Annotated in this window: 24 protein-coding genes and 4 tRNA genes; 3 read left to right on the forward strand and 25 right to left on the reverse strand. The window is 30.0% G+C overall.

Annotated elements, in window-relative coordinates; all coding sequences use genetic code 11:
- Nucleotides 1-4: 4 nt before the first annotated feature.
- From B8978_RS16875 to purR, 22 genes are all read right to left on the reverse strand, one after another.
- Nucleotides 5-81, reverse strand: a tRNA-Met gene (locus B8978_RS16875).
- Between the two features lie 5 nt (nt 82-86).
- Nucleotides 87-162, reverse strand: a tRNA-Met gene (locus tag B8978_RS16880).
- Nucleotides 163-168: 6 nt separating this feature from the next.
- A tRNA-Leu gene (locus B8978_RS16885) sits at nt 169-258 on the reverse strand.
- A gap of 255 nt (nt 259-513) precedes the next feature.
- The gene (locus B8978_RS16890; protein ID WP_084117467.1) at nt 514-942 is read right to left on the reverse strand and encodes a S1 domain-containing RNA-binding protein; all 429 of its coding nucleotides are present in this window, start codon (nt 940-942) and stop codon (nt 514-516) included.
- A 160-nt stretch (nt 943-1,102) separates the two neighbouring features.
- On the reverse strand, nt 1,103-1,372 hold the full coding sequence (locus tag B8978_RS16895; protein WP_084117468.1) for an FtsB family cell division protein: 270 nt from the start codon (nt 1,370-1,372) through the stop codon (nt 1,103-1,105).
- Nucleotides 1,373-1,462: 90 nt separating this feature from the next.
- A complete protein-coding gene (gene yabQ / locus B8978_RS16900) occupies nt 1,463-1,852 on the reverse strand; it encodes a spore cortex biosynthesis protein YabQ (RefSeq protein ID WP_084117469.1) in 390 nt (129 codons plus the stop codon).
- 4 nt (nt 1,853-1,856) lie between these two features.
- Nucleotides 1,857-2,138: a sporulation protein YabP gene (gene yabP, locus B8978_RS16905; RefSeq protein WP_084117470.1), complete on the reverse strand. Its 282-nt coding sequence runs from the start codon at nt 2,136-2,138 to the stop codon at nt 1,857-1,859.
- An 84-nt stretch (nt 2,139-2,222) separates the two neighbouring features.
- Complete coding sequence (locus tag B8978_RS16910) at nt 2,223-2,480, reverse strand: RNA-binding S4 domain-containing protein (protein WP_084117471.1); 258 nt, start codon at nt 2,478-2,480, stop codon at nt 2,223-2,225.
- Between the two features lie 148 nt (nt 2,481-2,628).
- Nucleotides 2,629-2,904 carry an HU family DNA-binding protein gene (locus B8978_RS16915; protein WP_084117472.1) on the reverse strand — a complete coding sequence of 92 codons (276 nt, stop codon included), beginning with the start codon at nt 2,902-2,904 and terminating at the stop codon, nt 2,629-2,631.
- 107 nt (nt 2,905-3,011) lie between these two features.
- A complete protein-coding gene (gene yabN / locus B8978_RS16920) occupies nt 3,012-4,457 on the reverse strand; it encodes a bifunctional methyltransferase/pyrophosphohydrolase YabN (protein ID WP_084117473.1) in 1,446 nt (481 codons plus the stop codon).
- A 15-nt stretch (nt 4,458-4,472) separates the two neighbouring features.
- Complete coding sequence (locus B8978_RS16925) at nt 4,473-6,011, reverse strand: putative polysaccharide biosynthesis protein (RefSeq protein WP_084117474.1); 1,539 nt, start codon at nt 6,009-6,011, stop codon at nt 4,473-4,475.
- Nucleotides 6,012-6,093: 82 nt separating this feature from the next.
- Nucleotides 6,094-6,648 (reverse strand): stage V sporulation protein T, encoded by a 555-nt coding sequence (gene spoVT / locus B8978_RS16930; RefSeq protein ID WP_084117475.1) that lies wholly within the window; start codon nt 6,646-6,648, stop codon nt 6,094-6,096.
- Between the two features lie 217 nt (nt 6,649-6,865).
- Nucleotides 6,866-7,885, reverse strand: coding sequence for a peptidylprolyl isomerase (locus B8978_RS16935; RefSeq protein WP_084117476.1), 1,020 nt, complete (start codon nt 7,883-7,885; stop codon nt 6,866-6,868).
- A 59-nt stretch (nt 7,886-7,944) separates the two neighbouring features.
- Complete coding sequence (gene mfd, locus B8978_RS16940) at nt 7,945-11,463, reverse strand: transcription-repair coupling factor (protein ID WP_084117477.1); 3,519 nt, start codon at nt 11,461-11,463, stop codon at nt 7,945-7,947.
- A 68-nt stretch (nt 11,464-11,531) separates the two neighbouring features.
- On the reverse strand, nt 11,532-12,095 hold the full coding sequence (pth, locus tag B8978_RS16945) for an aminoacyl-tRNA hydrolase (RefSeq protein WP_084117497.1): 564 nt from the start codon (nt 12,093-12,095) through the stop codon (nt 11,532-11,534).
- A 126-nt stretch (nt 12,096-12,221) separates the two neighbouring features.
- The gene (locus B8978_RS16950) at nt 12,222-13,409 is read right to left on the reverse strand and encodes a S1C family serine protease (protein WP_084117478.1); all 1,188 of its coding nucleotides are present in this window, start codon (nt 13,407-13,409) and stop codon (nt 12,222-12,224) included.
- Between the two features lie 38 nt (nt 13,410-13,447).
- Nucleotides 13,448-14,857 (reverse strand): sensor histidine kinase, encoded by a 1,410-nt coding sequence (locus tag B8978_RS16955; RefSeq protein WP_084117479.1) that lies wholly within the window; start codon nt 14,855-14,857, stop codon nt 13,448-13,450.
- A gap of 3 nt (nt 14,858-14,860) precedes the next feature.
- Complete coding sequence (locus B8978_RS16960) at nt 14,861-15,547, reverse strand: response regulator transcription factor (protein WP_084117480.1); 687 nt, start codon at nt 15,545-15,547, stop codon at nt 14,861-14,863.
- A 204-nt stretch (nt 15,548-15,751) separates the two neighbouring features.
- Nucleotides 15,752-16,723, reverse strand: coding sequence for a ribose-phosphate diphosphokinase (locus B8978_RS16965; RefSeq protein ID WP_084117481.1), 972 nt, complete (start codon nt 16,721-16,723; stop codon nt 15,752-15,754).
- 20 nt (nt 16,724-16,743) lie between these two features.
- The gene (gene glmU, locus B8978_RS16970; RefSeq protein ID WP_084117482.1) at nt 16,744-18,114 is read right to left on the reverse strand and encodes a bifunctional UDP-N-acetylglucosamine diphosphorylase/glucosamine-1-phosphate N-acetyltransferase GlmU; all 1,371 of its coding nucleotides are present in this window, start codon (nt 18,112-18,114) and stop codon (nt 16,744-16,746) included.
- Nucleotides 18,115-18,305: 191 nt separating this feature from the next.
- Complete coding sequence (gene spoVG, locus B8978_RS16975) at nt 18,306-18,587, reverse strand: septation regulator SpoVG (RefSeq protein WP_084117483.1); 282 nt, start codon at nt 18,585-18,587, stop codon at nt 18,306-18,308.
- Nucleotides 18,588-18,688: 101 nt separating this feature from the next.
- The gene (gene purR / locus B8978_RS16980; protein ID WP_084117484.1) at nt 18,689-19,507 is read right to left on the reverse strand and encodes a pur operon repressor; all 819 of its coding nucleotides are present in this window, start codon (nt 19,505-19,507) and stop codon (nt 18,689-18,691) included.
- A gap of 193 nt (nt 19,508-19,700) precedes the next feature.
- Here purR and murC point away from each other — a divergent pair, with 193 nt between their 5' ends.
- Complete coding sequence (gene murC, locus B8978_RS16985; protein ID WP_084117485.1) at nt 19,701-21,077, forward strand: UDP-N-acetylmuramate--L-alanine ligase; 1,377 nt, start codon at nt 19,701-19,703, stop codon at nt 21,075-21,077.
- A gap of 201 nt (nt 21,078-21,278) precedes the next feature.
- Entirely contained in the window at nt 21,279-21,596 is a 318-nt protein-coding gene (locus B8978_RS16990; RefSeq protein WP_084117486.1) for a hypothetical protein, read from the forward strand.
- Nucleotides 21,597-21,666: 70 nt separating this feature from the next.
- On the opposite strand, the gene B8978_RS16995 is transcribed toward B8978_RS16990, so the two are convergent.
- Genes B8978_RS16995 through B8978_RS17005 form a run of 3 tightly spaced genes read right to left on the reverse strand, consistent with a single transcriptional unit; the run spans nt 21,667 to nt 23,511 of the window.
- On the reverse strand, nt 21,667-22,449 hold the full coding sequence (locus tag B8978_RS16995) for a hypothetical protein (protein WP_084117487.1): 783 nt from the start codon (nt 22,447-22,449) through the stop codon (nt 21,667-21,669).
- Complete coding sequence (locus B8978_RS17000; protein ID WP_084117488.1) at nt 22,449-23,144, reverse strand: ABC transporter ATP-binding protein; 696 nt, start codon at nt 23,142-23,144, stop codon at nt 22,449-22,451. The genes B8978_RS16995 and B8978_RS17000 overlap by 1 nt, the downstream gene beginning before the upstream one ends.
- Nucleotides 23,128-23,511, reverse strand: a complete 384-nt coding sequence (locus B8978_RS17005; protein ID WP_084117489.1) for a GntR family transcriptional regulator — start codon at nt 23,509-23,511, stop codon at nt 23,128-23,130. Before B8978_RS17005 ends, B8978_RS17000 begins: the two co-directional genes overlap by 17 nt.
- A gap of 575 nt (nt 23,512-24,086) precedes the next feature.
- On the opposite strand from B8978_RS17005, the gene B8978_RS17010 reads away from it, so the two are divergent.
- A tRNA-Pro gene (locus tag B8978_RS17010) sits at nt 24,087-24,162 on the forward strand.
- Nucleotides 24,163-24,248: the final 86 nt, after the last annotated feature.

Here is a 24,248-nt window from a genome sequence, read left to right on the forward strand (position 1 = left end):
ACTCTGGTAGCGGAAATAGGACTTGAACCTACGACACTTCGGGTATGAACCGAATGCTCTAGCCAGCTGAGCTATTCCGCCAAATCTGGTTGCGGGGGCAGGACTTGAACCTACGACCTTCGGGTTATGAGCCCGACGAGCTGCCAACTGCTCCACCCCGCGATATTTTGGTGCCGAAGACCGGAATCGAACCGGTACGATGGTTTAAGCATCGCAGGATTTTAAGTCCTGTGCGTCTGCCAGTTCCGCCACTTCGGCTTGTCATCATTTGACGACATAGACTATTATATATTATTTATTTGTACATGTCAACAACTTTTTTAAAATGTTTCATCAAATTATTTAGTGAGTATTTTTTACTACTTAATAATCAGCAATTGCAAAGTATTAGTGAAAGAATTTTACTCTACTATGTGAGTAAAAAAATTAAAGATTGCAGGAGGCAAGGTTAAAGAATTAACGGTAATGTTTGTCGCAAATAAAAAAAAGAGACTAAAATAGTCTCTTATAATCTTAGTATGAGCCCTTTCTATAACCACCATGACCCTTTGCCTCTTGGTGCCTCTTCAGGTCTTGAAATCTCTCTTCACTATCCTTTAAAAACTTTGATAGTCTATCTTCGAAATCAGCTCCACCTTGCTGCTGTTGTTGCTGCTTTGTCTTAGTATTCTTAGTCCAATCGATATCAATTGGTTTAGATGATTTTTGTGGAATAGAAGCTTGTTTTATTGATAAACTTATTTTTCCACCATCATCAACTGCAAGAACTTTAACTTTTACCTTATCTTGCTCTTTTAAATAGTCTTTGATATCTTTTACAAAAGTGTCAGCCACTTCCGAAATATGCACTAGACCTGTTTTACCCTCCACATCTACAAACGCACCAAAATTTGTAATATTTATCACTGTACCTTCTAGAATTGTTCCTGCCTTTAAGGTCATATTAAAAAGACTCCTCCTTGATTTTTGTTTATATTTTTATAAATTATAATATGATTACGACAATTGAATTTAATTGATATTATGTATATTTAATACAATTATGCATATATTCTCGCTACACACTTTATGTACTTAAATCAACTCTCTATAATCATAATATTTATTTGGTATTAATTACAGGAATTTCTCCTTGCTTAATAAGTCCTAGTTTTTCTCTAGCAAGTTTTTCACTGTACTGATCTGAGCGTGCCATTTTTATTTCATCCTGTAATTTCTGATTGTCACTTTTAAGTTTAGATATTTGGGAAGTTTTATTATTAGTCTCTTCTCTTATTTTATTCATTGTAATCTGTTGATTAACAAGAATATAACATATATTGACCATAAAAACACCTATTATTAAGAATTTTAACTTAAATCCCTTTTTCATAATATATACCTCTCATAAATCAACAATAAAGTTATTATACCTATATTTTAATTTCTTTTCTATATATATTCAAGTTTTTTATTTATTTTCTTATTTATTAAATAAATAATTTATTAATAATCTAAACGGATACAATATTATATTATAAAGTATTCTAAAATTTGTTACTAAATGATTAAATAATTTTATCTCATATGGTAAAAATTTTTTGCTTAAAATTTTAAAATAAAAATACACGCCTATTGCAATAAATGCATACGAATACACAGTTAATATTGCTCCATCTTTATAGAATAAAAATATAAAAATTATTAGGCTTACTAAAATCCAAAATAGCATATCTTCAATAAATGCTATTATTTTGTTTACAACTTCAGTTCCTCTTATAGATCTATATATATCAAATAATATACCGGTAAAAATTCCTCCAACTAAACTATAAAAAAGTTGATTAAATTGTGTAAAATTAGATAACACCATTTTTTCACCTAAATAGCCTGTTTAAAATGCTATCTTTATTTTTAAAATTTTCCTTTTCAGAATATACAAAGGAATTTATTTTACCGGTAATCATAACATCTCCATTTTGTACATCAAGTTTATTCATCTTTAAATCTTTGCCCTTTAATGTTAATGTACCTAGACTCGTAGTCAGAATTATAATTTCATCGTTAAAACTGATTACTTCATTTACTCCAGTTATGGATAATTTTTTTCTATTTTCAAGTATTATATTATTGTTTTTATCCTCAATCTTTGACTCCATAGTTTTCCCTCCTATTTCACTTATAAATATATATGTAAAATAGCAGTTTTATATTACAAATTAATTTTGTTACATGGATTTTTATTATTTATCTTCTTCACCAGAAATAATTTCATACATTAATTTAGCATCCTCTTTATGTACATGCTCTGAAATGTTTATTATCTTGGCTTTTAAAACCTTTTCTGCATATCTAATCTCTATAACATCTTCTTCTCTTATATCAGTACTGGCCTTAGCAATTTTACCATTTATAGATACCCTACCGCTCTCACATGCCTCTTTTGCTACTGTTCTTCTTTTTATTATTCTAGATACCTTTAAATACTTATCTAATCTCATAAACTTCTCCTTAATTCTTAGAAATTAACATAGTAGCGAAAAACCTGGATTTTATCCAGGTTTTTCGCTAAACTTTAGGCACATAAAATAATAAGTCAGAATATATTATATACTTCCTTATTATTTTTTTAGTATGCTGTGATAAAAACTATTTATTTACTCTCTCTTTAAACTCTTTTCCTGCTTTAAATACTGGAACTGTTGATGCAGGTATTGTTATTTCTTCTTTTGATCTAGGATTTCTACCCTTTCTTTCAGCTCTTTCTCTTGTTTCGAAAGTTCCAAATCCAACTAATTGAACTTTTTCACCTTTTTCTAAAGCTTCTTCTATGCTTTCAATAAATCCCTTTAGAGCTGTTTCAGCATCTTTTTTTGTTAAATTACTTTTTTCTGCTATACTACTAATTAATTCTGCTTTGTTCACTTTTGTTACCTCCTCAAATTTAAGAATACGTTAACCTTTATAGCATATTCTTCACGTGTTGTTAAAATCCTTCTTTTTTTGAAGGTTTTAATAGAAATTTAATAAATTCACATATGTTTAATTTCATTCCATAATTTGTCCATGTCTTCAATTGACATATCTTCCAATTTACGATTTTGTTCTTTTGCTTTAAGTTCAATGAATTCAAAACGTTTAATGAATTTATCTATAGTATAATTTAATGCATTTTCTGGGTCTATGTCAAGGATTCTCGCAATATTTACCACACTAAATGCTAAATCTCCTACTTCTTCTAGTATCTTATCCTTATTTATGCCTTTATATACACATTTTACTTCGTCTGTTTCTTCTAAAACTTTAGCAATAGCATCCTCTACATTTCTAAAATCAAATCCTACCTTCGATGCCTTCTTTTGCACTTTTTCTGCTCTTATAAGTGCAGGTAAATTTTTTGCAACGTGTTTTAAACTATCTGTATAGCTATTTAGATTTTGCTCTTTCATCTTGTTTTTTTCCCAGTTATCTAATACATCTTTAGAATTGTCTACATTTTCATTTCCGAAAACATGTGGATGTCTTAAAATCATTTTATTACATATAGCTTTTATAACATCATTTATATTATAGTATCCTTCTTCTTTTCCAATTTGAGCATGGAATACAATTTGTAAAAGTACATCTCCTAATTCTTCAACTACCATATCATCATCATTTTTCTCTAATGCCTCTATAACCTCATAACTTTCTTCTATAAGACCTCGCTTTATAGAATCATGAGTTTGCTCTCTATCCCACGGACATCCATCTTCTCCTCTTAAAATGTCCATAATATGTAACAAGTCATTAAAATCTTTAGTATTTTCTAAATTTTTAGGAACATATACAGATGTTAAATAATCTATGTCTTCTTGTCTATCAAGTTCATATAAATCTATTTCTCTTATACTCTCAAGACCCTCTATTCCAGCAGCTCTTACAAAATAAATCTTTGTGTCATCTCTATAATATTCTAAAAGTGCAAGTTTTACTTCTGATGCTATAAGTTTATTATAAACTTGTGTTATTATAAGCCCCGTCCTTTTGTCCATGATTTGGTTTTTAATATCAAAGGCATCTATTATTTTAACTCCATTTATAGGGTCAATTTTAAGCGCCTCCATTATGGAATCAACAAAACTAACTGCAGGCAATATTTTTGTTTTTATATTATCTTCTTTACACATTTTCAAAAGTATGGTAACAGATTTTTCTGCAACTAAAGGGTGTCCTGGGACAGCATATACAATATCTCCAAACTCTTTACTTGCTCTTATCAAATCTTTAGCAATCAATTGATATACATCATCAAAACTTTCAGATTTTTCATATGCATTGTCAAAAGTTTCAAATTTTATATTTTCAGTTTCCAAAAATTTTACTGTAGGATGTTTAATTGTTCTAAGAAATATTTTATTACTTTTTCTTAAAATGTCTACGGTTCCCATAGTAAGTGCATTTAAATCACCAGGTCCTAAACCAACTATACTAATCATTAGCTTTTGCCTCCTTCAACGTTTTTTTCTTATTCTTTTTTCTATTTGACTATAGCTAAATATACCAAATAATAAAACTAAAATTGCATATATAATAATTCCAATAAATACAGCGCTAAAGCACGCTATACTATTACTCATTGTACTATTATAGACATTTAGATAAATAAATACAACTAAAATAGTCATTATTATAGCTGCATATATGGTTTTAATTAAGCTGTCATAAATATTAATTTTTATTTTCAATTGATGTTTAACCTGCAATAAATTAAGCATAGATGCTATTATGTATCCTGTTAATGTTCCTATTATGGCTCCATATACATTAATTTTAGGTATTGGCACTAAAATTAATGTTATTATTACCTTTGCTAAACATCCTATAAGAAGATTTATTACTGGTAAAGCATATTTATCTACTCCTTGTAATATTGCAGTGCTTGTCTGAGTTAATGTTATAAATGGTATTGAGATACTAAGATATTTTAAGATATAATAACCTCCACTATTGCCTGGGAAAATTAATTTTAATATAGGACCTGACATAAAAAACAGTCCGCAAGCTGACGGTATTCCAATGACCATGGCAGACTTTATAGCTAATTGTACTTTATTTACAACTTCACTTCTTTTGCTTAAAATGTATGCTTCAGAAATTATAGGAACTAAAGATGCACATAATGCTATAGATAGTGTTAATGGCACATTAATCAATACAAATGCCTTACCTGTAAGTTGTCCATAAAGTATTGTTGCTTCTTTATGGCTAAACCCTGCTAACAATAGTTTTTGTGGCACTATTATTGAATCTAATAAACTCATTACACTACTCACAGCCGAACCTAAGGATATTGGTATTGCAATGCTTAATAATTTGTACATAACGTGCTTTTCATTGTTTTTACTTATCGTCTTTTTTTCTTTATTATAAGAAATATATTTGATGCTGAGGTATACGCCGGCTACAATTGCTCCAAATGATGCTCCAAATGCTGCTCCACCTGCTGAATACTCTATTCCTTTTGGTATAAGTAAATACGCAAGTCCAACCCCAACAATCACTCTACCACATTGTTCAAATATTTGAGAAATAGCAGTTGGAATCATGTTCTGAAAACCTTGAAAATAACCTCTTAAAGCACTTACAATAGATATGCACAGTGGTGCTGCTGCAATAGCAACAAGTGAATAATAAGACTTTTTATCCCAATTTAGTACTGAAATGATTTTGTTACTGAACAATAATATGAATACTGTAAAAATTCCTCCCATTATTGTCATTAATATTAATGCCTTTTTGAGAACAAGTTCTGCACCGTCTTTATTTCCAACAGCATTTCTTTCTGATACCATTTTAGATATGGCCACAGGCATTCCTGATGCACTTGCTATAAAAAACATATATAGCGGATATGACATTTGATAATATCCTATTCCTTCATCACCTATTAACATTATAAGTGGCCATCTAAAAAAAATTCCTAAAAACTTCACAAAAATCCCTGCTGCACCTAAAATTACAGTTCCTTTAATAAGAGATTGTCTCTTCATAATAAATTATCCCTCCAAAACTTCTATAAATATTATTATTTTAGTTTTAGAGGGATTATTACTATTTTACTTTATTATTAATCTATTGTTCCATTTGCTTCCCTAAAAATAGCGCAGCGGTTTCACTTAATTTTGCTTCTGTTTTACCATAATTTATTCCTGCATCTTTTGATAAAATTACAACTGCACCAATTGCATCTCCTTCTGCTATTATTGGCGCTATTACTTCTGCAGAATACTTTTCATCAACATCTTCATCATCATATAATGGTATTGCTATGTTATTGTTTTCATTCATGTTATACAACTTTCTATCATTCATAACTTTTTCTAGTTCATTACTTACACGTTTTTCAAAATACTCTTTTTTTACACCTCCACTTACAGCAATAATGCTGTCCTTATCACATATTGTAACTATATCGCCAACAGACGTATTCAAAGCTTCTGCATACTCCTTTGCAAAATCACCCAATTCACCAATTGGAGAATATTTCTTTAGAATAACACCGCCTTCTCTATCTGTAAATATTTCTAAAGGGTCTCCTTCTCTAATCCTTAATGTCCTCCTTATTTCCTTTGGTATTACAACACGACCTAAGTCATCAATTCTTCTAACTATTCCAGTTGCTTTCATAATGTTACCTCCTAAGATATTGTTATTTTATACAAATAGTATCTTACGAATAATGAAATTTTATACACAAATGCATACTTTATATATATATTCCACTTATAATTATAAAAAGGTCATCTCAAAAGTTAAACTTTTAAGATGACCTTTTTATATGTATCAATATTCATACACTATCTAGCGTACGTAAAACTCTCACCTAAGTGCTAGTTTCACTTTATTAACTTAATTTATCAGCCTCTTCTTTGATATCAGCTGCTTTCTTCCATTTATCAAGTGTCTTTTGATAAGCATCTTGTTTTGCTTGACTTAAAAGTGTATCTTTTACTTGAGCTTTAACATCATCAAGTTTTTTAACAGGATAATCTTTTCTATCAACACACTTAATTATGTGCCATCCATATTGTGTTTGAACAGGAGCGGATATTTGACCAACCTTAAGTGCCAATGCTGCTGTCATAAATGTAGCATCTAATTGTTTGCTTTGGTCGTCATTCGCTTGATTATACGTTCCTAACTCTCCACCTGCAGCACCGCTTGTAGTATCAGTTGACTTTTGTTTTGCTAAACTTGCAAAATCTGCACCTTTGTCAAGTTGTGCTTTTATGTCTTTTGCTTCTGCCTCTGTTTTAACTAAGATATGAGCTATATCTATAGTATTTGGCTGTTCAGTATATTTAAGCTGATTTGAATTATAATAATCTTGTATTTGTTTATCAGTTACACTAACATTTTTAGTCATATAATCTGTAACCTTAGCTATTATAACGCTGTTTCTCATCTGAGCCTTTAACGCCTCTTCTGTAAATCCATTTTGGGTTAGTGCTGCTTTCCAATCACTGTCTTTTTTATATTGATCTTGAGATCTTAAACTATCATATTGTTTTTTCACTTCTGCATTAATAGCTGAATCAGATGGAACTAATTTGAGAGTTTTTGCTTTTTGAAGCAATAAATCTTCTGTAACCATTTCTTCCAGCATTTGCGTTTTTGCTTGCTTTAACTGATCTGCAGCTGTAGAATTACTGGCATAATTACTACCATACTGTTGCTTTAATTGGTTTTCAGTACCTTTCATTCTAGCTTCTACTTCACCTACTGTTATTTTTTCACCATTAACACTGGCAACTACAGTATTATTAATACCAGCTTGTGTCTTTTCTATCATATTGCATCCACTAAATGCTACTGTGATTATACCAATTATAGCTATTGCTACAATTTTCTTTACGTTCTTCAATAGTATTCCCCCTAAAATTTTATGGTGTTTTGTCATATAATTTTAATTTTAACATATATTCAATCTGTTTCAACTATAGATTTCATATATTCTAAAAGCTTAACTAAATTTTTAAGTACATCATCTCTTTTTATATCTTTTATATTATATACAATTGTTGGATTTTCATCATTTTTAAATATTACATTTTTATTATAATCTTTTATCAATGAAGTCAGAAGTTTTTCACTTATCCTATCTTTGTTTTCAAATTTTATGTTTACAAATTGACCTCTATCTTTTATTTCAATAATTCCAATCTGCTTTGCAATTGATTTTAAATAGGCAATAATCATCAGATTATCAACAGACTCAGGAATATTTGAATACCTGTCCTCTAATTCTTCCTGAACATCATAAAACTCTTCTTTCGTGTCTATCGCTGCTATCTTTTTATATACTTCAATTTTTTGTACTTCATCTTGTATATAAGAGTTTGGAACATATGCATCAACTTTAATTTCAATGGTAGTTTCAATAAGATGGAAATCTTCATCCCCCTTATATTGTTTAATAGCATCTTCAAGCATTCTACAGTATAAATCGTATCCAATTGCCGCCATATGACCATGTTGAGCTGACCCCATCATATTTCCGGCACCTCTTATTTCAAGGTCACGCATAGCAATTTTAAAGCCTGAACCTAATTCAGTAAACTCTTTCATAGCTTTTAACCTTTTTTCTGCAGTTTCAGCTAAGATTTTATCTTTTTTATAAGTAAAATAAGCATAGGCCATTCTATTTGACCTTCCAACTCTTCCTCTTAGTTGATATAACTGTGAGAGTCCCATTTTATCAGCATTATAGATAATCATAGTATTAACATTCTGAATATCAATTCCAGTCTCTATTATGGTAGTACATAATAGTATATCAAATTCTTTATTCATAAAACTAAACATTACTGTTTCTAATTCTCTCTCTGTCATTTGTCCATGCGCTACTGCAATTTTAGCTTCTGGAATAAGATTCGATATCTTTGCTGCCATTTCATTTATGCTCTCAACCCTATTATAAACAAAAAATATCTGTCCATCTCTATTTAATTCTCTCATTATGGCATCCCTAATAAGCTGCTCATTATATTCTACAACATAGGTTTGAACAGGATATCTCTCCTCTGGTGGAGTTTCAATTACACTTATGTCTCTTACACCAGTAAGAGACATATGGAGAGTTCTAGGTATAGGCGTAGCTGTTAAAGTAAGAACATCAACATTTTTCTTAAAGTTTTTTATTTTCTCCTTATGTGTTACTCCAAATCTCTGCTCCTCATCTACAATCAAAATCCCAAGGTCCTTAAATTGAACATCTTTTTGAAGTATCCTATGGGTACCAATAAGTATATCCACATTTCCTTCCTTTAAAGCCTTAATTGTAGCTTTTTGCTGAGTAGAATTTCTGAATCTACTTATCATATCAATTTTTATAGGGAAATCAGAAAACCTTTTTATAAAGTTATTGTAGTGTTGTTCCGCTAGAATAGTTGTAGGAACTAAAAAAGCAACCTGCTTACCTTCCATAACAGCCTTAAATGCCGCCCTAACAGCTACCTCAGTCTTTCCATAACCAACGTCACCACATAGGAGTCTATCCATAACCTTTCCAGTCTCCATATCATTTTTTATATCCTGTATAGCGCTCAATTGATCTGGCGTTTCATCGTAAGGAAATTCATCTTCAAACTGTTTTTGCCAAACTGTATCTTTTGAATAAGTATAGCCATTTGCTTCGGATCTTATTGCATATAATTTAACTAATTCTTCTGCTATCTCATTTATAGATTTTTTTACTTTGTTTTTGGCCTTATTCCACTCATTCCCTCCAAGTTTGTTAACTTTTGGTGAATTCCCTTCACTTCCAATATATTTTTGTACTAAATCAAGCTGTTCCACTGGTACAAATAACTTATCATCACTTGAATAGCTAACTTCAAGATAATCTTTTTTATGTCCATCTAGTTCTAGCTGTCTTATTCCTTTATATACTCCAACTCCATGATTTACATGAACTACATAATCTCCAGGTTTAAGATCAGTAAAACTTTTTATCTTACCTACACCTTTTTTATTTTTCTTTTTTACTTTTCTTTTAGTTTCACCAAATAATTCTTTGTCTGAAATTACACATATTTTAAGATCTGGATACTCAAATCCTTTCTCTAAACTACCAAAGGTTATAACAACTTCTCCAAACTGAAAATTTTGAAGTTCATTTCTATATGTAGCTTCAATGCCTCTTTCTCTAAGGGTCTTAACTAATCTTTCACCTCTAGGTTTACTGCCACATAAAATTAAAGTCTTATATCCTTTTTGTTTCTTATCTTTTATTTCATCCAATAGTACATCTATAACACCACCTGTACCACTTAATGTTATAGATCTAAATGTTTCACTAGAAATAGCGGTTAAAAATCCATTTGTTTTTTCAATGCCCATCATATTTATTACTTTGTTATCATTGAATCTTTCATAAACTTCCCGTTCATCAATAAGGAGTTTTCCTTGACTGGGTAGTATATCCCCTCTTTGCAAAAATATTTCGTAATTGTCTCTGAATTCAAAATATACACTTTCAAGCTTACCCTTACATCTTAAATCATCATTAACAATTATTATGGAATCTTTTACATAATCAAAAAATGTAGAAGGAGTCTCATAAAAAAATGGTAAGAAGCTATCTATATTCTCAAAACTAGAAGTTTCCTTTAAAGTTTCAAGATTTTTTCTTGTAATGCTGCCTATTTTTTCCTCAGCCTCTTTGTCCTTTTTTTCTTTTAAGCCACTTATAACTGTTGCTAATTCTTTTTCAATCTTTTCATATCCACTTTTTATGCTGCTTTCTTCTAATATGATTTCCTTAGCAGGAACTATCTCTATTTTGTTCACCTTTTCAATACTTCTTTGAGAACTTGTATTAAATGTCCTAATTGAATCTACTTCATCTCCAAAAAGCTCTATTCTATATGGCAAAATTGATGTAGGCGGAAATATATCAATAATTCCACCTCTTAAGGAAAATTGACCTTTACTATCAACAATATCAACCCTTTCATACCCTGATAAAACAAGTTTATGCGTAAATTCTTTAAGTTCAATAGTACTTCCTAAACTTATATTAAAAGAATATTTTTTAAACAGATCTATTGGTGCATACGCTGCTGAAAATGCTTCTATGGATGTAACTATAATCTTCCTGCTTTTCTTTAATATTTCTTTTATAACTTTAATTCTTTCCCATCTTAAATCACCAGAAATAGCATCAATACTATAAAACACAACTTCTCTAGTTGGAAAATAGTACACGTTTGGTATGTATAAAGATAAGTCTTCATATATCTTTTTTGCTTCAACATCATTATCTGTAACAATAACAAATGGTTTGTTCATTTCTTCATATGTGCTATATATATAATAACTTCTTGCTGATTCTGATAATCCAAATACATTCATAGGAAATTTACATTCGTTTATATTCTTAACTACATTAATAAATTTTTTATCTTCTATTAAAGGCTGTATAAGCCCTCTAAATCTCATATAAACACCTCTTGCATTCCTCTTTGGAGCCCAGAACAGTCGTTTACACTATTCTGCCTCTTAAACTACTATCCTTGAAAGCCATTAAATTTATTCATAGCCTCAGTAACTCCTTCTTTTATAAGGCTTTCTACAGCTTCACTTGCAGCATTAAAAACCCTATCAATTACATCCATTTCTTCATTGGTAAGTTTACCTAATACATGTGCAATTAAATCTCCCCTCGGTGCTCCTACCCCTATCTTTATTCTTGGAAACACATCACTGGATAAATTTAATATAATGTTCTTTATACCATTATGTCCGCCAGCGCTACCAGATTTTCTAATTCTCATTCTTCCAACTTCAAGACTTATATCATCATATATAATTATTATATTCTCGTTTGGTATTTTATAAAAATTACAAATTTCCCTTACGCTTTCTCCACTCAAATTCATATAGGTTAATGGTTTCAGAAGAATTACTTTTTCATCTCCTATTCTTCCCTCACCATATATACCTTTAAATTTTGTCCTATTAATATCAATATTATACTTATTTGAAATCAAATCTAAAACATTGAATCCCACATTATGCCTTGTGTTTTCATATTCACGGCCAGGATTTCCAAGACCAACTACAAGATACACCATTTTCCACTTCCTTTTAATTTTATCACAACACCATTTATTATACTAAAAATCTTTTCATTATAAAATTAGCAGTAAAATTTTTTTACTGCTATAACCTAAACTATTCATTTGATTTAATCAATATCAATTATCCGGTCTCTCTGATAGCACAACGGTGCATTTTATTAATTTGCCGTTCCTCATAACTTTGAGAGGTATAGAATCATTGGCTTTATGTTTCTCTAATATTTCTTCTAACTCATCAGTAGAGTACAAATTTACCCCATCAAACTCAACTATTATATCATTAACTTCGATACCAGATTTTTCAGCTTTTGTGTCTTTAATAATAGCCTTTACAATTACTCCTTTGGTTTGAGCTTTGTCATCTGACTCATAATCCTCTGTTTGTATACCTAAATATGGTCTTACCACATGACCGCTTTTAATTATAGAATTAATTATGGACTTTGCTTCATTTGTAGATATAGCAAAGCTGACACCGTCTCCTTTATTTCTAGCATTTACACCTAAGCTGTTAATTCCTATAACCTCACCATTTAAATTACATAATGCGCCTCCACTGTTTCCTTGATTAATAATTGCATCTGTTTGAATAACATCATAAGTTGTATCTGATCCTATCAAATCATTTTGATTTCTAACTTTTTTATTAGTGGAGCTGACTATTCCTGTTGTTGTATTTCCATCTGGATTTCCAACTGCTACAACACAATCACCAAGCTGTACCTTAGAAGAATCCCCGAATGTAGCTGCCGGTAAATTTTTTGCATTAATTTTTAAAACAGCTAGATCTGTTAGTAAATCATATCCAATTATTTTTGCTGGTAATGTTTTTGATGAAAGTTTTACAGAATATTTACTAGCATCTTGAAGTACATGATAATTTGTAACAATATATCCGTCAGATTTAAATATTATTCCAGAAGTTGAACTAAGCTCATCATCATTGCTGTCTTTATCTATGATTTCTATCACCGATTGACTTACACTCTCAGCAACCATGGCTATAGAATTTTGAGATGAATTTTCAGGTTTACTTGTATAATTATTAGAAATCTTGTTACCTTGAAAAACCGATGTATTATTTCTTTGAGTTTTTAATTCCGAATATTTTTTATTTGCAATATAGCTACCTGATATGGCACCAGAAAAAGTAGCAATTAATATGAAAACTATACCTTTGGAAATCCCAATAAAACTTAAATTTTTACTCTTGTTTCTAAACTTTATTTCTCCAGCAAGGTTTTCTCCTTTACATTCAACTTCTTTCCATTCAACATCTTTTATACACTTTTCATCTTCTTTCAAAGTAACACCTCCTCATAAAATACTTGCATGTAATATCTTTAATCTCTTTTTAGTGTAAAAGTAAATTCTACACCGCTATCTTTAATGTTTTTTACGTATATATCTTCTCCATGTTGTGTTAATATACTTCTAACTATAGGAAGACCTAGTCCTGTACTTGTTTTAGTTGTTCTAGATTTATCACTCTTATAAAATCTATCCCAAATATGTTTTAAGTCTTCTTCAGATAACGAATTGCTTTCATTAAATATTGAAATAAATGCCTTATCTCCTCTTACTTTAGTATTTATTTTTACTTTTCCACCATCATTTACGTATTTTATAGCATTGTCTACTAAATTTGTAACAACCTGTGTCATCCTATCTATATCGGCAAGCACATATAATGATTCTTTATTAAAACATACATCAACTAACAAATTCTTTTCTTTGATTTTTGTTTCAAATTTTATTACAGTACGTCTTATAATTTCATTTATATCAAACTTTATTAAGTTTAGTGTTACGCGTCCTGATTCGATTGTGGATAAATCCAATAAATCATTTACAAGTCTTGTAAGCCTTTGGGTTTCTTCAAATGCTAAAGTTAAATAATAATTTTCTTTTTCTGCTGGTATAACTCCATCAATTATTGCCCCAATAAATCCTTTTATAGATGTTATTGGTGATCTTATTTCATGTGATACATTTGATATAAATTCTCGTCTATTATTTTCAACTTTTGCTATAGAATCTGCCATATCATTAAAAGATTTTGACAGTTCACCTATTTCATCATCCGATTTAACCTCTACCCTTATACCAATATCACCTTTTGTTATCTTTCTAGCAACTTCATTTATATTTGCAAGCGGCTTTATTAATATTTTTTGAGATAAATAATAAATTACAAAATACGCTATAATTATTGCAAATACTGCTATTAACCATATTATTATATACACCTTAAAAAGCGGTTCCTTTATTTCTGATAAAGGTGTGCTCATCATTATAGCCCCTGCGAAAGTATTATTTGCTACAATTGGTACTATAAATGTATGACTTGATGTACTAAAAAATCCATGATAATTTCCTGTTGTCGTTACAACCTGATTATTTCTTAATGTGCTTATATCTTCACCGTTTATTTGTTTTCCAATAACTTTATTATTTTCCACATTAGAGACATCATATATGTATCCATTATTGTCTAGGAGCATAACATTAGCATTAAAATAATCCCCATAACCTTTTAGATATTGATCTAATAAGTCAATGGTCATATCTCCATTTTCATACTGCAATGCAAGTTTTGCTATTCCTTCTGCCTTCTTACTAAACTGAGATTTTAAATTATCAAAATAATATGTTTGAAACCAAATTGACAGCACCAGTGAAATAATAACAAAGAATATAGCTATAATAATAGTATATGCTGTCACCATTTTAGAAAATAGCCCTTTTTTCATAAGCTACTTCACCTCAAATTTATATCCAACGCCCCAAACGGTTTCTATTTGCCAATTTTCTCCTCCTTGAAGCTTTTCTCTTAATCTCTTCACATGTACATCAACAGTTCTAGAGTCTCCAGGATAATCATATCCCCAAACTTCGCATAAAAGTTGTTCTCTAGTAAATACTCTGTTCTTATTGTTTGCTAGATAATATAAGAGCTCGAATTCTTTAGGTGGCATTTTAATTTCTTCTCCATTATAATTTACTGTATATGAATTCATATCTATTACAATATTGTCAAATCTTAATTCCTCTTTGCTTTGTGTATCAGCACTGTATCTCCTTAAAACAGCCTTTACTCTAGCAATTAATTCTTTTGGCTCAAATGGCTTAACAATGTAATCATCTGCACCAAGCTCTAATGCTAAAACCTTATCAAAAGTTTCTCCTTTAGCGGTAAGCATAATTACAGGAACTTCTGAGTCTTTTCTTATTGCTTTAAGTACATCTATTCCATCCATATGTGGAAGCATTACATCCAAAAGAACTAAATCCGGCTTATATTCGGAAAATACACTTACAGCTTCTTTTCCATCATAACAACGTTTTGTAGAATACCCTGAATTTTCAAGATATAATTTTATTATGTCTGCTATATTCTCATCATCATCAACAATTAAAATTGTTCCTAATGTTCCTTCCATCACTATGCCCTCCTGCATTAATTGATAGTCACAAATAATTTACAATTATTTGCACTTAGTATTAATTTAGCCTACTAAATATAATTTACCACACTTTTAGATTATAATCATTAATGTTACAAATTATTAATTATAATTTAAATATATAGCAAAACATCGCATACTAAATTGGTAGTTTGCGATGTTTTATGCTTAATTTAATTATTATCTATCTTCAAATTCTTCTTCAAATATTTTACTTACTGCAATATCTTCGTAAATTCTTCTTATTGCTTCTGCAAATAAATTTGCTACAGTTAAAACCTTTATTTTACTAGAAGGTGTATTTTGAACTATTGGTATTGTATCTAAGACAACAACTTGTTTTATTTGTGATTTTTCTATTCTTTCCATTGCTGGTCCAGATAACACTCCATGAGTACAGCAAGCATAAACTTCTGTTGCTCCCATTTTTATAAGTGCATCTGCAGCATTTGTAATAGAACCTGCTGTATCTATTAAATCATCAACTAAAATTACTTTTTTATCCTTTATATCACCTATAACATTCATTACTTCTGAAACATTTGGTTTAGGTCTTCTCTTATCAACTATAGCTATTGGAGCTCCAAGTTTTTCAGCGAATTTTCTTGTTCTCTTAACTCCACCAATATCTGGTGAAACAACTACTAATTCATCTTTGTTTAAATTTAAAGTTTTGAAATATTTGGCTAATATCGGAACTCCTTCAAGATGATCAACTGGTATGTCAAAGAATCCTTGTATTTGAGCTGCATGTAAATCCATAGTAAGAACTCTATCAGCCCCAGCTGTATGTATTAAATCTGCTACCAATTTTGCAGTTATAGGTTGTCTTGCTTTAGCTTTTCTATCTTGTCTTGCATATGCATAATGCGGTATTACTGCTGTTATTCTACCTGCTGACGCTCTTTTGAAAGCATCAAGCATAATTAAAAGTTCCATAAGACTATCATTAACAGGCTCACAAAGAGTTTGAACTAAAAATACATCTGCACCTCTTACTGTTTCATTAATATCTACAGAAGTCTCTCCGTTGCTAAATTTTGATACTTTTGAATCACCAATTTCTACACCTAACAATTCTGAAATTTTTATTGCTAACTCTGGATTTGAGTTACCTGTAAATATTTTTATATTTTTTCCATGACAAATCATAATAGATTAATCCTCCTAAATTATTTATTTAATCCTTGCTTTGTTACCCACTCTTCTTTGTTTACCTGTCTAGCTCTAGCTATTGCGAGACTATTTTTCTTGACAGTTTCAGTTATTGTGGAACCTGCTGCTATGTATGTGTTGTCTTCAACTTCTACAGGCGACACAAGATTTGTATTGCATCCTATAAAGGAATTATTACCAATTACAGTTTTATATTTAGCCTTACCATCATAATTTACAACTACAGTTCCACATCCAAAGTTACAACTTTCTCCTACCTCTGCATCACCTATGTATGTTAGATGTGATACCTTTGTATTATCACCAATGGTTGACTTCTTAATTTCTACAAAATCCCCTACTCTAACATTATTGCCAATACTACTTTCTGGCCTAATGTAAGCAAATGGTCCAACTGTAGTGTTACTTCCAATAGAACTTTCTAATATAACAGAACTTTGAATTATTACCCTTTCATTTATAGTGCTATCTAAAATTCTAGAATTAGGGTAAAGAGTACATCCTTCTTTTATTATAGTGTTTCCTTCAAGTACATTTCCAGGGTATATTATAGTATCTCTTTCTATTTGCACATCATCACCTATATATGTACAATTCGGATCAATTATAGTAACTCCATTTTCCATGTGTCTCTTATTAATTCTAGATCTCATTATCTTTTCAACTTCTGAAAGTTGTTCTCTTGAATTTACTCCTAACGTTTCCTCAAAATCAACTACTACGGCTCCAACATCTTTACCTGAATCTTTTAATATCTGAATCATGTCAGTAAGATAATATTCTTTTTGCGCATTGTTATTATCTAATTTATCTAATCCATCTAAAAGACTTTTTATGTCAAAACAATATATTCCTGAATTGACCTCAGTTATTTTAAGTTCTTCTTTAGTGCAATCTTTATGTTCCACTATTTTTTTTACAACTCCATTTACGTCCCTTACTATCCTGCCATAACCCGTAGGATCATTAAGTATAGATGTAATCAATGTAGCCTTATAATTTCCCTCTTCATGAAACTTTATGCATCTTCTTATGGTATCTTCCACCATAAGTGGTGCATCACCATTAAAAATGATAACAGTTCCATCTCTATTTTCTAAATAATCTCTGGCACATATAATAGCATGTCCTGTACCCCATTGTTCAGGTTGTAACGAATAATCAACATTCTTTGATACTGTTACTTCTTTTACAATTTCCGCACCTTTTCCTATTATTACGTCAACATCTTTTATGTCTGACTTCCTCATGAGGTCAATTACGTGATTTACCATTTCCTTGCCACAAACCTTATGTATAACCTTTGGTAAATCTGATTTCATCCTTTTACCTTTTCCGGCTGCTAGGACCAATGCACATTTATACACATTAACACCTCTTCATGGTTAATATTAATATTATTATTTATATTGTTTAACAAAACACGTTTCAACAATTAACATTTTATATTATATTTTATTATTAATATATTTTCAACACTCAAGGATATTTTTATAACTTTCAAATAATTTAATTTTAGGCAAAATAAAAAGGAGTTTTACTCCTTTTTATTTGGTTATTACTCTTCTGTCTTCACTTCTTCTTCATTCTTAACCTTTTCATACTCGTCTAAAATTGCAGTCTGTATCTTTTCTCTAGTAATGGTGTTTATTGGATGCGCTATGTCTTTGAATTCACCATCTGGTGTCTTTCTACTAGGCATAGCAATAAAAAGACCATTTTGACCTTCAATAACTTTTATATCATGAACGACAAATTCATTATCAAAAGTTACTGAAACTATGGCCTTCATCTTTCCCTCTGTAGTGATTTTCCTAATTCTTACATCTGTAATCTGCATTATCTAAATCCACCTCCAAAGATGCTTTATACTTATTTATTCTCTATATTTTATATTTTTCCTTCTTATTTTTCAAAAAATTATTAACTTTTTTGAAAAATTTACTTTTCTATGTTTTTAGAAGGTACTAAGATAGCTGATCCACCTTCTGATATACCATTAAATTGTACAATTGATATGTAATTGCTAATTAACTTTGACTTATTCTCCATACTATCCACTAATACACCTATACCTATAAGTTCACTATTAAATTCTCTTAAAAGATCTACTATTCCAAGTGCAGTTCCTCCTGCTTTCATGAAATCATCTATAAAAATACACTTACTTCCTCTTTTCATTGCTTTTCTAGCTAATGACATACTCTGAATTCTTTTACCAGAGCCGCTAACATAATTTATACTAACGGTTGGTCCTTCAGTAACTCTACTATCTCTTCTAACTATAATAAGTTCAACTCCAAGCATTTTTGCGACTTCATATGCAAGTGGTATTCCCTTAGTTTCCACTGTTACCACGTATTGGACCTCAGTATCGTTAAAGTTTGAAGCCAATATAACTGCAGCCTCATGTACAAATTCAGGATTGTACATTATATCTGTCATATAAATAAAGTTACCTGGTATTATTCTATCCTTTTCTGCTAAAATTAAGCATAGCTTTTTTGCAAATTTCTCTTTTTCTTCTTCAGATACTCCACAAACATATTTAATCCCACCTGAAGCTCCTGATATCGTTTCTATATTTCCTACCTTCAACTTATTAAATATATCTCTAATTATAACTACATCTTCACTTATTGTAGATTTTGCTGCATTAAATATTTCAGTAAAATTGTTTAAATTAACAATTTTATTCGGATTTTCAACCAAAAGTTTTGTAATTGCAGATACCCTCTGATTTCTACTAAATTTTTCCATAACATCACCCATTTACATTAACTTACGAATTATTTTTTAATTTACACATCTATTATTCATATTTTATGCTATATTATAGCCTTTATCAATATAAATATTCATAATACTATATTATATTATTATTTTATGTATTGTTTTTTTTTATATTTGTATATAATTAATAATGTGAACTTATTATATAGGAGTTGATTTTATGAATTTCGATTTAAATACTGACTACAACAAAAAGATTCACTTTATTGGAATAGGTGGAATAAGCATGAGTGGTCTTGCAGAAATATTATTACTTAGAGGATATAAGGTATCCGGCTCTGATATGAAAGCATCTTCGCTTACAGAAAAGCTTTCAAAATTAGGTGGAGAGATTTATATTGGTCATAATAACCAAAATTTAAAAAACGTAGATATAGTAATATATACTGCTGCCATACCAAATTCAAATCCTGAAATTATTGCTGCAAAAGAATTAAATATACCTATGTATACAAGAGCAGAATTTTTAGGTGCAATAATGAAAGGTCATAAATACAATGTAGCTATTTCCGGAACTCATGGTAAAACTACCACTACCTCCATGATTTCTCATATAACTTTATCCGCAGATTTAGATCCAACAATATTAGTTGGTGGTGAACTTGACGTTATAAATGGCAACGTGCGAACAGGTAAAAGTGAATATTTTATAACAGAAGCTTGCGAGTATAAAGCTTCCTTCTTGAGTTTTTACCCATATATAGGTGTAATATTAAATATAGATGCAGATCATCTTGATTTTTATAAAGATATAGATGAGATACAAGCTACTTTCAAGAAATTTATTAATCTTATTCCTAAAGATGGTTATCTTGTAGCTAATGCTGACGATAAACGAACAGCTGAGATTGCAAAGACAGCTTCTTGCAATGTAGTAACTTTTGGTATTGATTCAGGTGATGTAACTGCAAAAAATATAAAATTTGATAATCGAGGATGTGCATTTTTTGACGTATTTAAGGCTGGTACATTTATTTTAAGTGTAAAACTAAATGTACCCGGTAAACATAATATATTAAATGCACTTGCTGCAATTTCAAGTTCATTTATACTTAATATTAGTAATAATTCAATTATATCCGGATTACAGAATTTTGGCGGAACTCACAGAAGATTTGAATATAAGGGAACCAAAAATGGAGTTGTTGTAATAGATGATTATGCCCATCATCCAACAGAGATTAAGGCAACTCTAGCAGCCATAAAAAATTATCCTCATAAAAAAGTATTTTGCGTATTTCAGCCACATACCTATTCAAGAACAATATCACTTTTTGATGAATTTACAAATGCATTCCAAGGAGTTGATAATCTTATATTAGCAGATATTTATGCTGCAAGAGAAAAAGATACTGGAATTGTAAGTTCTGAAATGTTATCGGATTCCATAAGTAAAACTGGTATTAGCTGTAAAAATATTCATGATTTTAATGATGTAGTTGCTTGTCTTGATAAAGAGTTAAACGAAGGTGACTTGCTTTTAACTGTTGGTGCAGGTAACGTATTTGAAATTGGAGAAATGTATTTGAATAACTAGTAATTTATGGTTGACAAATATATTATATGCTTTAATTTGTTTGAACATATTGCCATGGACTGTTTAGTCCATGGCTTTTATTTTTATTAAGATTTCAAACCGTGGGTGACTGCGATTTTTTTTATTCGAAAAGAAAGCATAATTTTATTTATAACTATGCATAATATAATTACTTAAAATTTTATTAGGAGTTGTTGTATTATGCGCAATTTTATTATTTCAGCCGTTCTAGATATGATTTTTATATTAATCTCATACTTTATATTTAAAAATGTAATCAACGGTCCCACTAGACACAAACTTTATGAAAAATTAATGAGTTCATTTGCTAAGTTTGTGATATATATATTTATAGCTTCCGTTTTAATTAACAGTATAGCAGCTTATATTTTATATAAAACAGGTTATGTTATGTATATAAATATTATAAACCCAGCCCTAGTTTCTGTGCTTGTTGGTTTCATCGTTTCTACAGTTCCAACAAGAGGTATTGGTGATAAAAAAGATATCTCTAAATAAATAAGAAGGTTTTTCAGTTAATAGAAAACTGAAAAACCTTCTTATTTATTATTTAGCTAAAAATACAATATTATAAATCAATTTTTTTCTCAATCATATATGAGGTTGCCATAAACAATCCAATAAACAATAAAATAGGGAATACAAGGTCCCTTACGATTTCAATAGATATGCCATTCGTAAATATATCTGTTCCTGAACCAGAAAAATTAGCTATACTTCCTGAAACTCCATTAAATATTTTAACATGTAACTCCTGTGGAAATATTTTTCCTAATCCCCAATTAACAAAGCCTAAAATAACCATTTCAATTATAAATGCCACAAAAGCGATAAATTTCCCTAGTTTTTTTCTAAAAACAGCTAGCCTTGTTATAGTAATAGCAAAATATATTTCCAGTAGCCCAAGAATTGATTCAGCATACATTGATATGACAAATAAAACACTTGTAATTATATTTATTTTAACTCCAGCCGTATCTAATTCTTTTGAAATATCCACAGTATTTATAGTGAATCCATATATAAAAATTCCTGAAACTATGCTTATTATAATAGAAAATATTAAAGAAACAATAAGCTTTGATCCAAGTATAGAATATCCGCTTTGAGGAATTGTAAAGGTTAAATAGCCCTTATCATCATAAACGTCATGAGAAAATATGCCTATACACCAAATAAATAGTACAACTGTTGCTACAGTTGATATCATAATTGATAAAGCTATTACTGGACCTTTTCCCCAGCTATTCCATCTAGTTAGTAGTAATAGATTAAGAATTATAATAATTATACTTAGTATTCCTAATGCCTTATATTTACCTATAATTTCATATTTTATTAGCTTAAACATTATTGAAATACCTCCCTGTACAATTCATCTATAGACTTTCCTTTTGATATTCTTAACTCTTCTGCATTGCCTTCTAGAATAATTTTACCTTCTGAAATAAACATAACGTCATCAAAAAGTTTTTCTATATCATTTACTAAATGAGTAGTTATAATCATGGAACTGTCCTCTTTGAAATTGTCTAATATTGCATTTATTATCTTTTCCCTTGCTGTAGGATCTACTCCACCAAGTGGTTCATCTAATATATACAGTTTTGCTTTTCTTGAAAGTGTCAATGATAAATTTAATTTTTCAAGCATGCCCTTAGATAAACTAACAACCTTATCATTTGTATCAAGGTTCATAAATTCCAAAAGTTCTATACACTTCTCATTGTCAAAATCACTAAACATTTCACTATAAAATTTCATAGCGTCCTTTATTTTCATCCACTTGTATAGAAAATTTGTGTCTGGTAGATATGCAACAATAGATTTTGTATATTTACCTGGCTCCTTGCCATCTATTAAAATTTCCCCAGCAGTATACCTTAAAATACCTGCTGCTATTTTAATAAATGTAGTTTTTCCACTTCCATTTGGTCCTAAAAGTCCTACTATTCTTCCTGTTTTAATTTCAATATCTAATCCATTTAATCCTCTGTTTTTAGAATATTGTTTAGTAAGACTCGTGGCTTTAAGAATTGTCCCCATTATCTGTGCACCCCTTCTCTAATCTCTTTTTTAATATATCAAATACTTCTTCTGGACTATATCCCAATTTGCATATACCATCAATAAATGTCTTTATAATCTCATCTGCCATTTCACTTCTTAATAATTTTATTTTTGCCTCGTCTTCTGTTATATATCTTCCAAGACCTCTTTGACTGTAAGCAACATCTTCTCTTTCTAACTCTTGATATGCCCTTTGTACTGTATTAGGATTAACTTTTATCGATTCTGCGAGTTCTCTTACAGATGGAAGTTTATCCCCTCTATTTAATTCTTCAGTGATAATTTTCCTCTTAATGTAGTTCATAATCTGAATATAAATTGGTATGTTGTCAACGAATTTCATTTTATCACCTCTTATTCTATTACTGTTATATCTACATAATACACTAATGATAGGTCTTTGTAAATACATTCTGGATTTTTCAATAAATTAATTTTTAACTACATAATAGTGATATATTGCGAAGCATTGGTTAAAGATTTTCATCATAGCTAAAGCTAGATAAAAAGATTAAAGAAAGCCTTCGGGTAGATGGAAGAATTAACGAGGGCAAGCCCGTCGAAGGTGAGAGAAGTTACTTACGTAACAGGTAAAGGAAATTTTTTCTCCTACGTCAAAAAAATGAAGTACAAAATACTTTAGATTTATAAATTTAAGTTCAAAGATTTTTCGTAGCATAGCGTAGAAAAATCATCCTAGACATTTTGCTGCAAGCAAATTCTCTCACCATTAACGGCATTACCGTTAATTCTTCCATCTTGACACTCTAGCAATCTTTCACCTTTTTACTCACGCAGTAGAGTAAAAATCTTTAACCGGTTACTTCGCAATTTCTTCATATTATAAAGATTAAATTAAGTATTTTAAAATAGCTCTTGCTTTTCCATAAAATTTTGTATATAATAGTACATGTCCTTCGGGGTGTGGCGCAGATGGGAGCGCGCGTGGTTTGGGACCATGAGGTCGCAGGTTCAATCCCTGTCACCCCGACCATCTGAAAAGATAACAGACTTATTGTCTGTTATCTTTTTTTATTTAAATTACCTAAAAACATATCACATCTAAAATATTACCAAACT

Source organism: Clostridium acidisoli DSM 12555 (genome assembly GCF_900176305.1).
Lineage (GTDB): Bacteria > Bacillota > Clostridia > Clostridiales > Clostridiaceae > Clostridium_I > Clostridium_I acidisoli.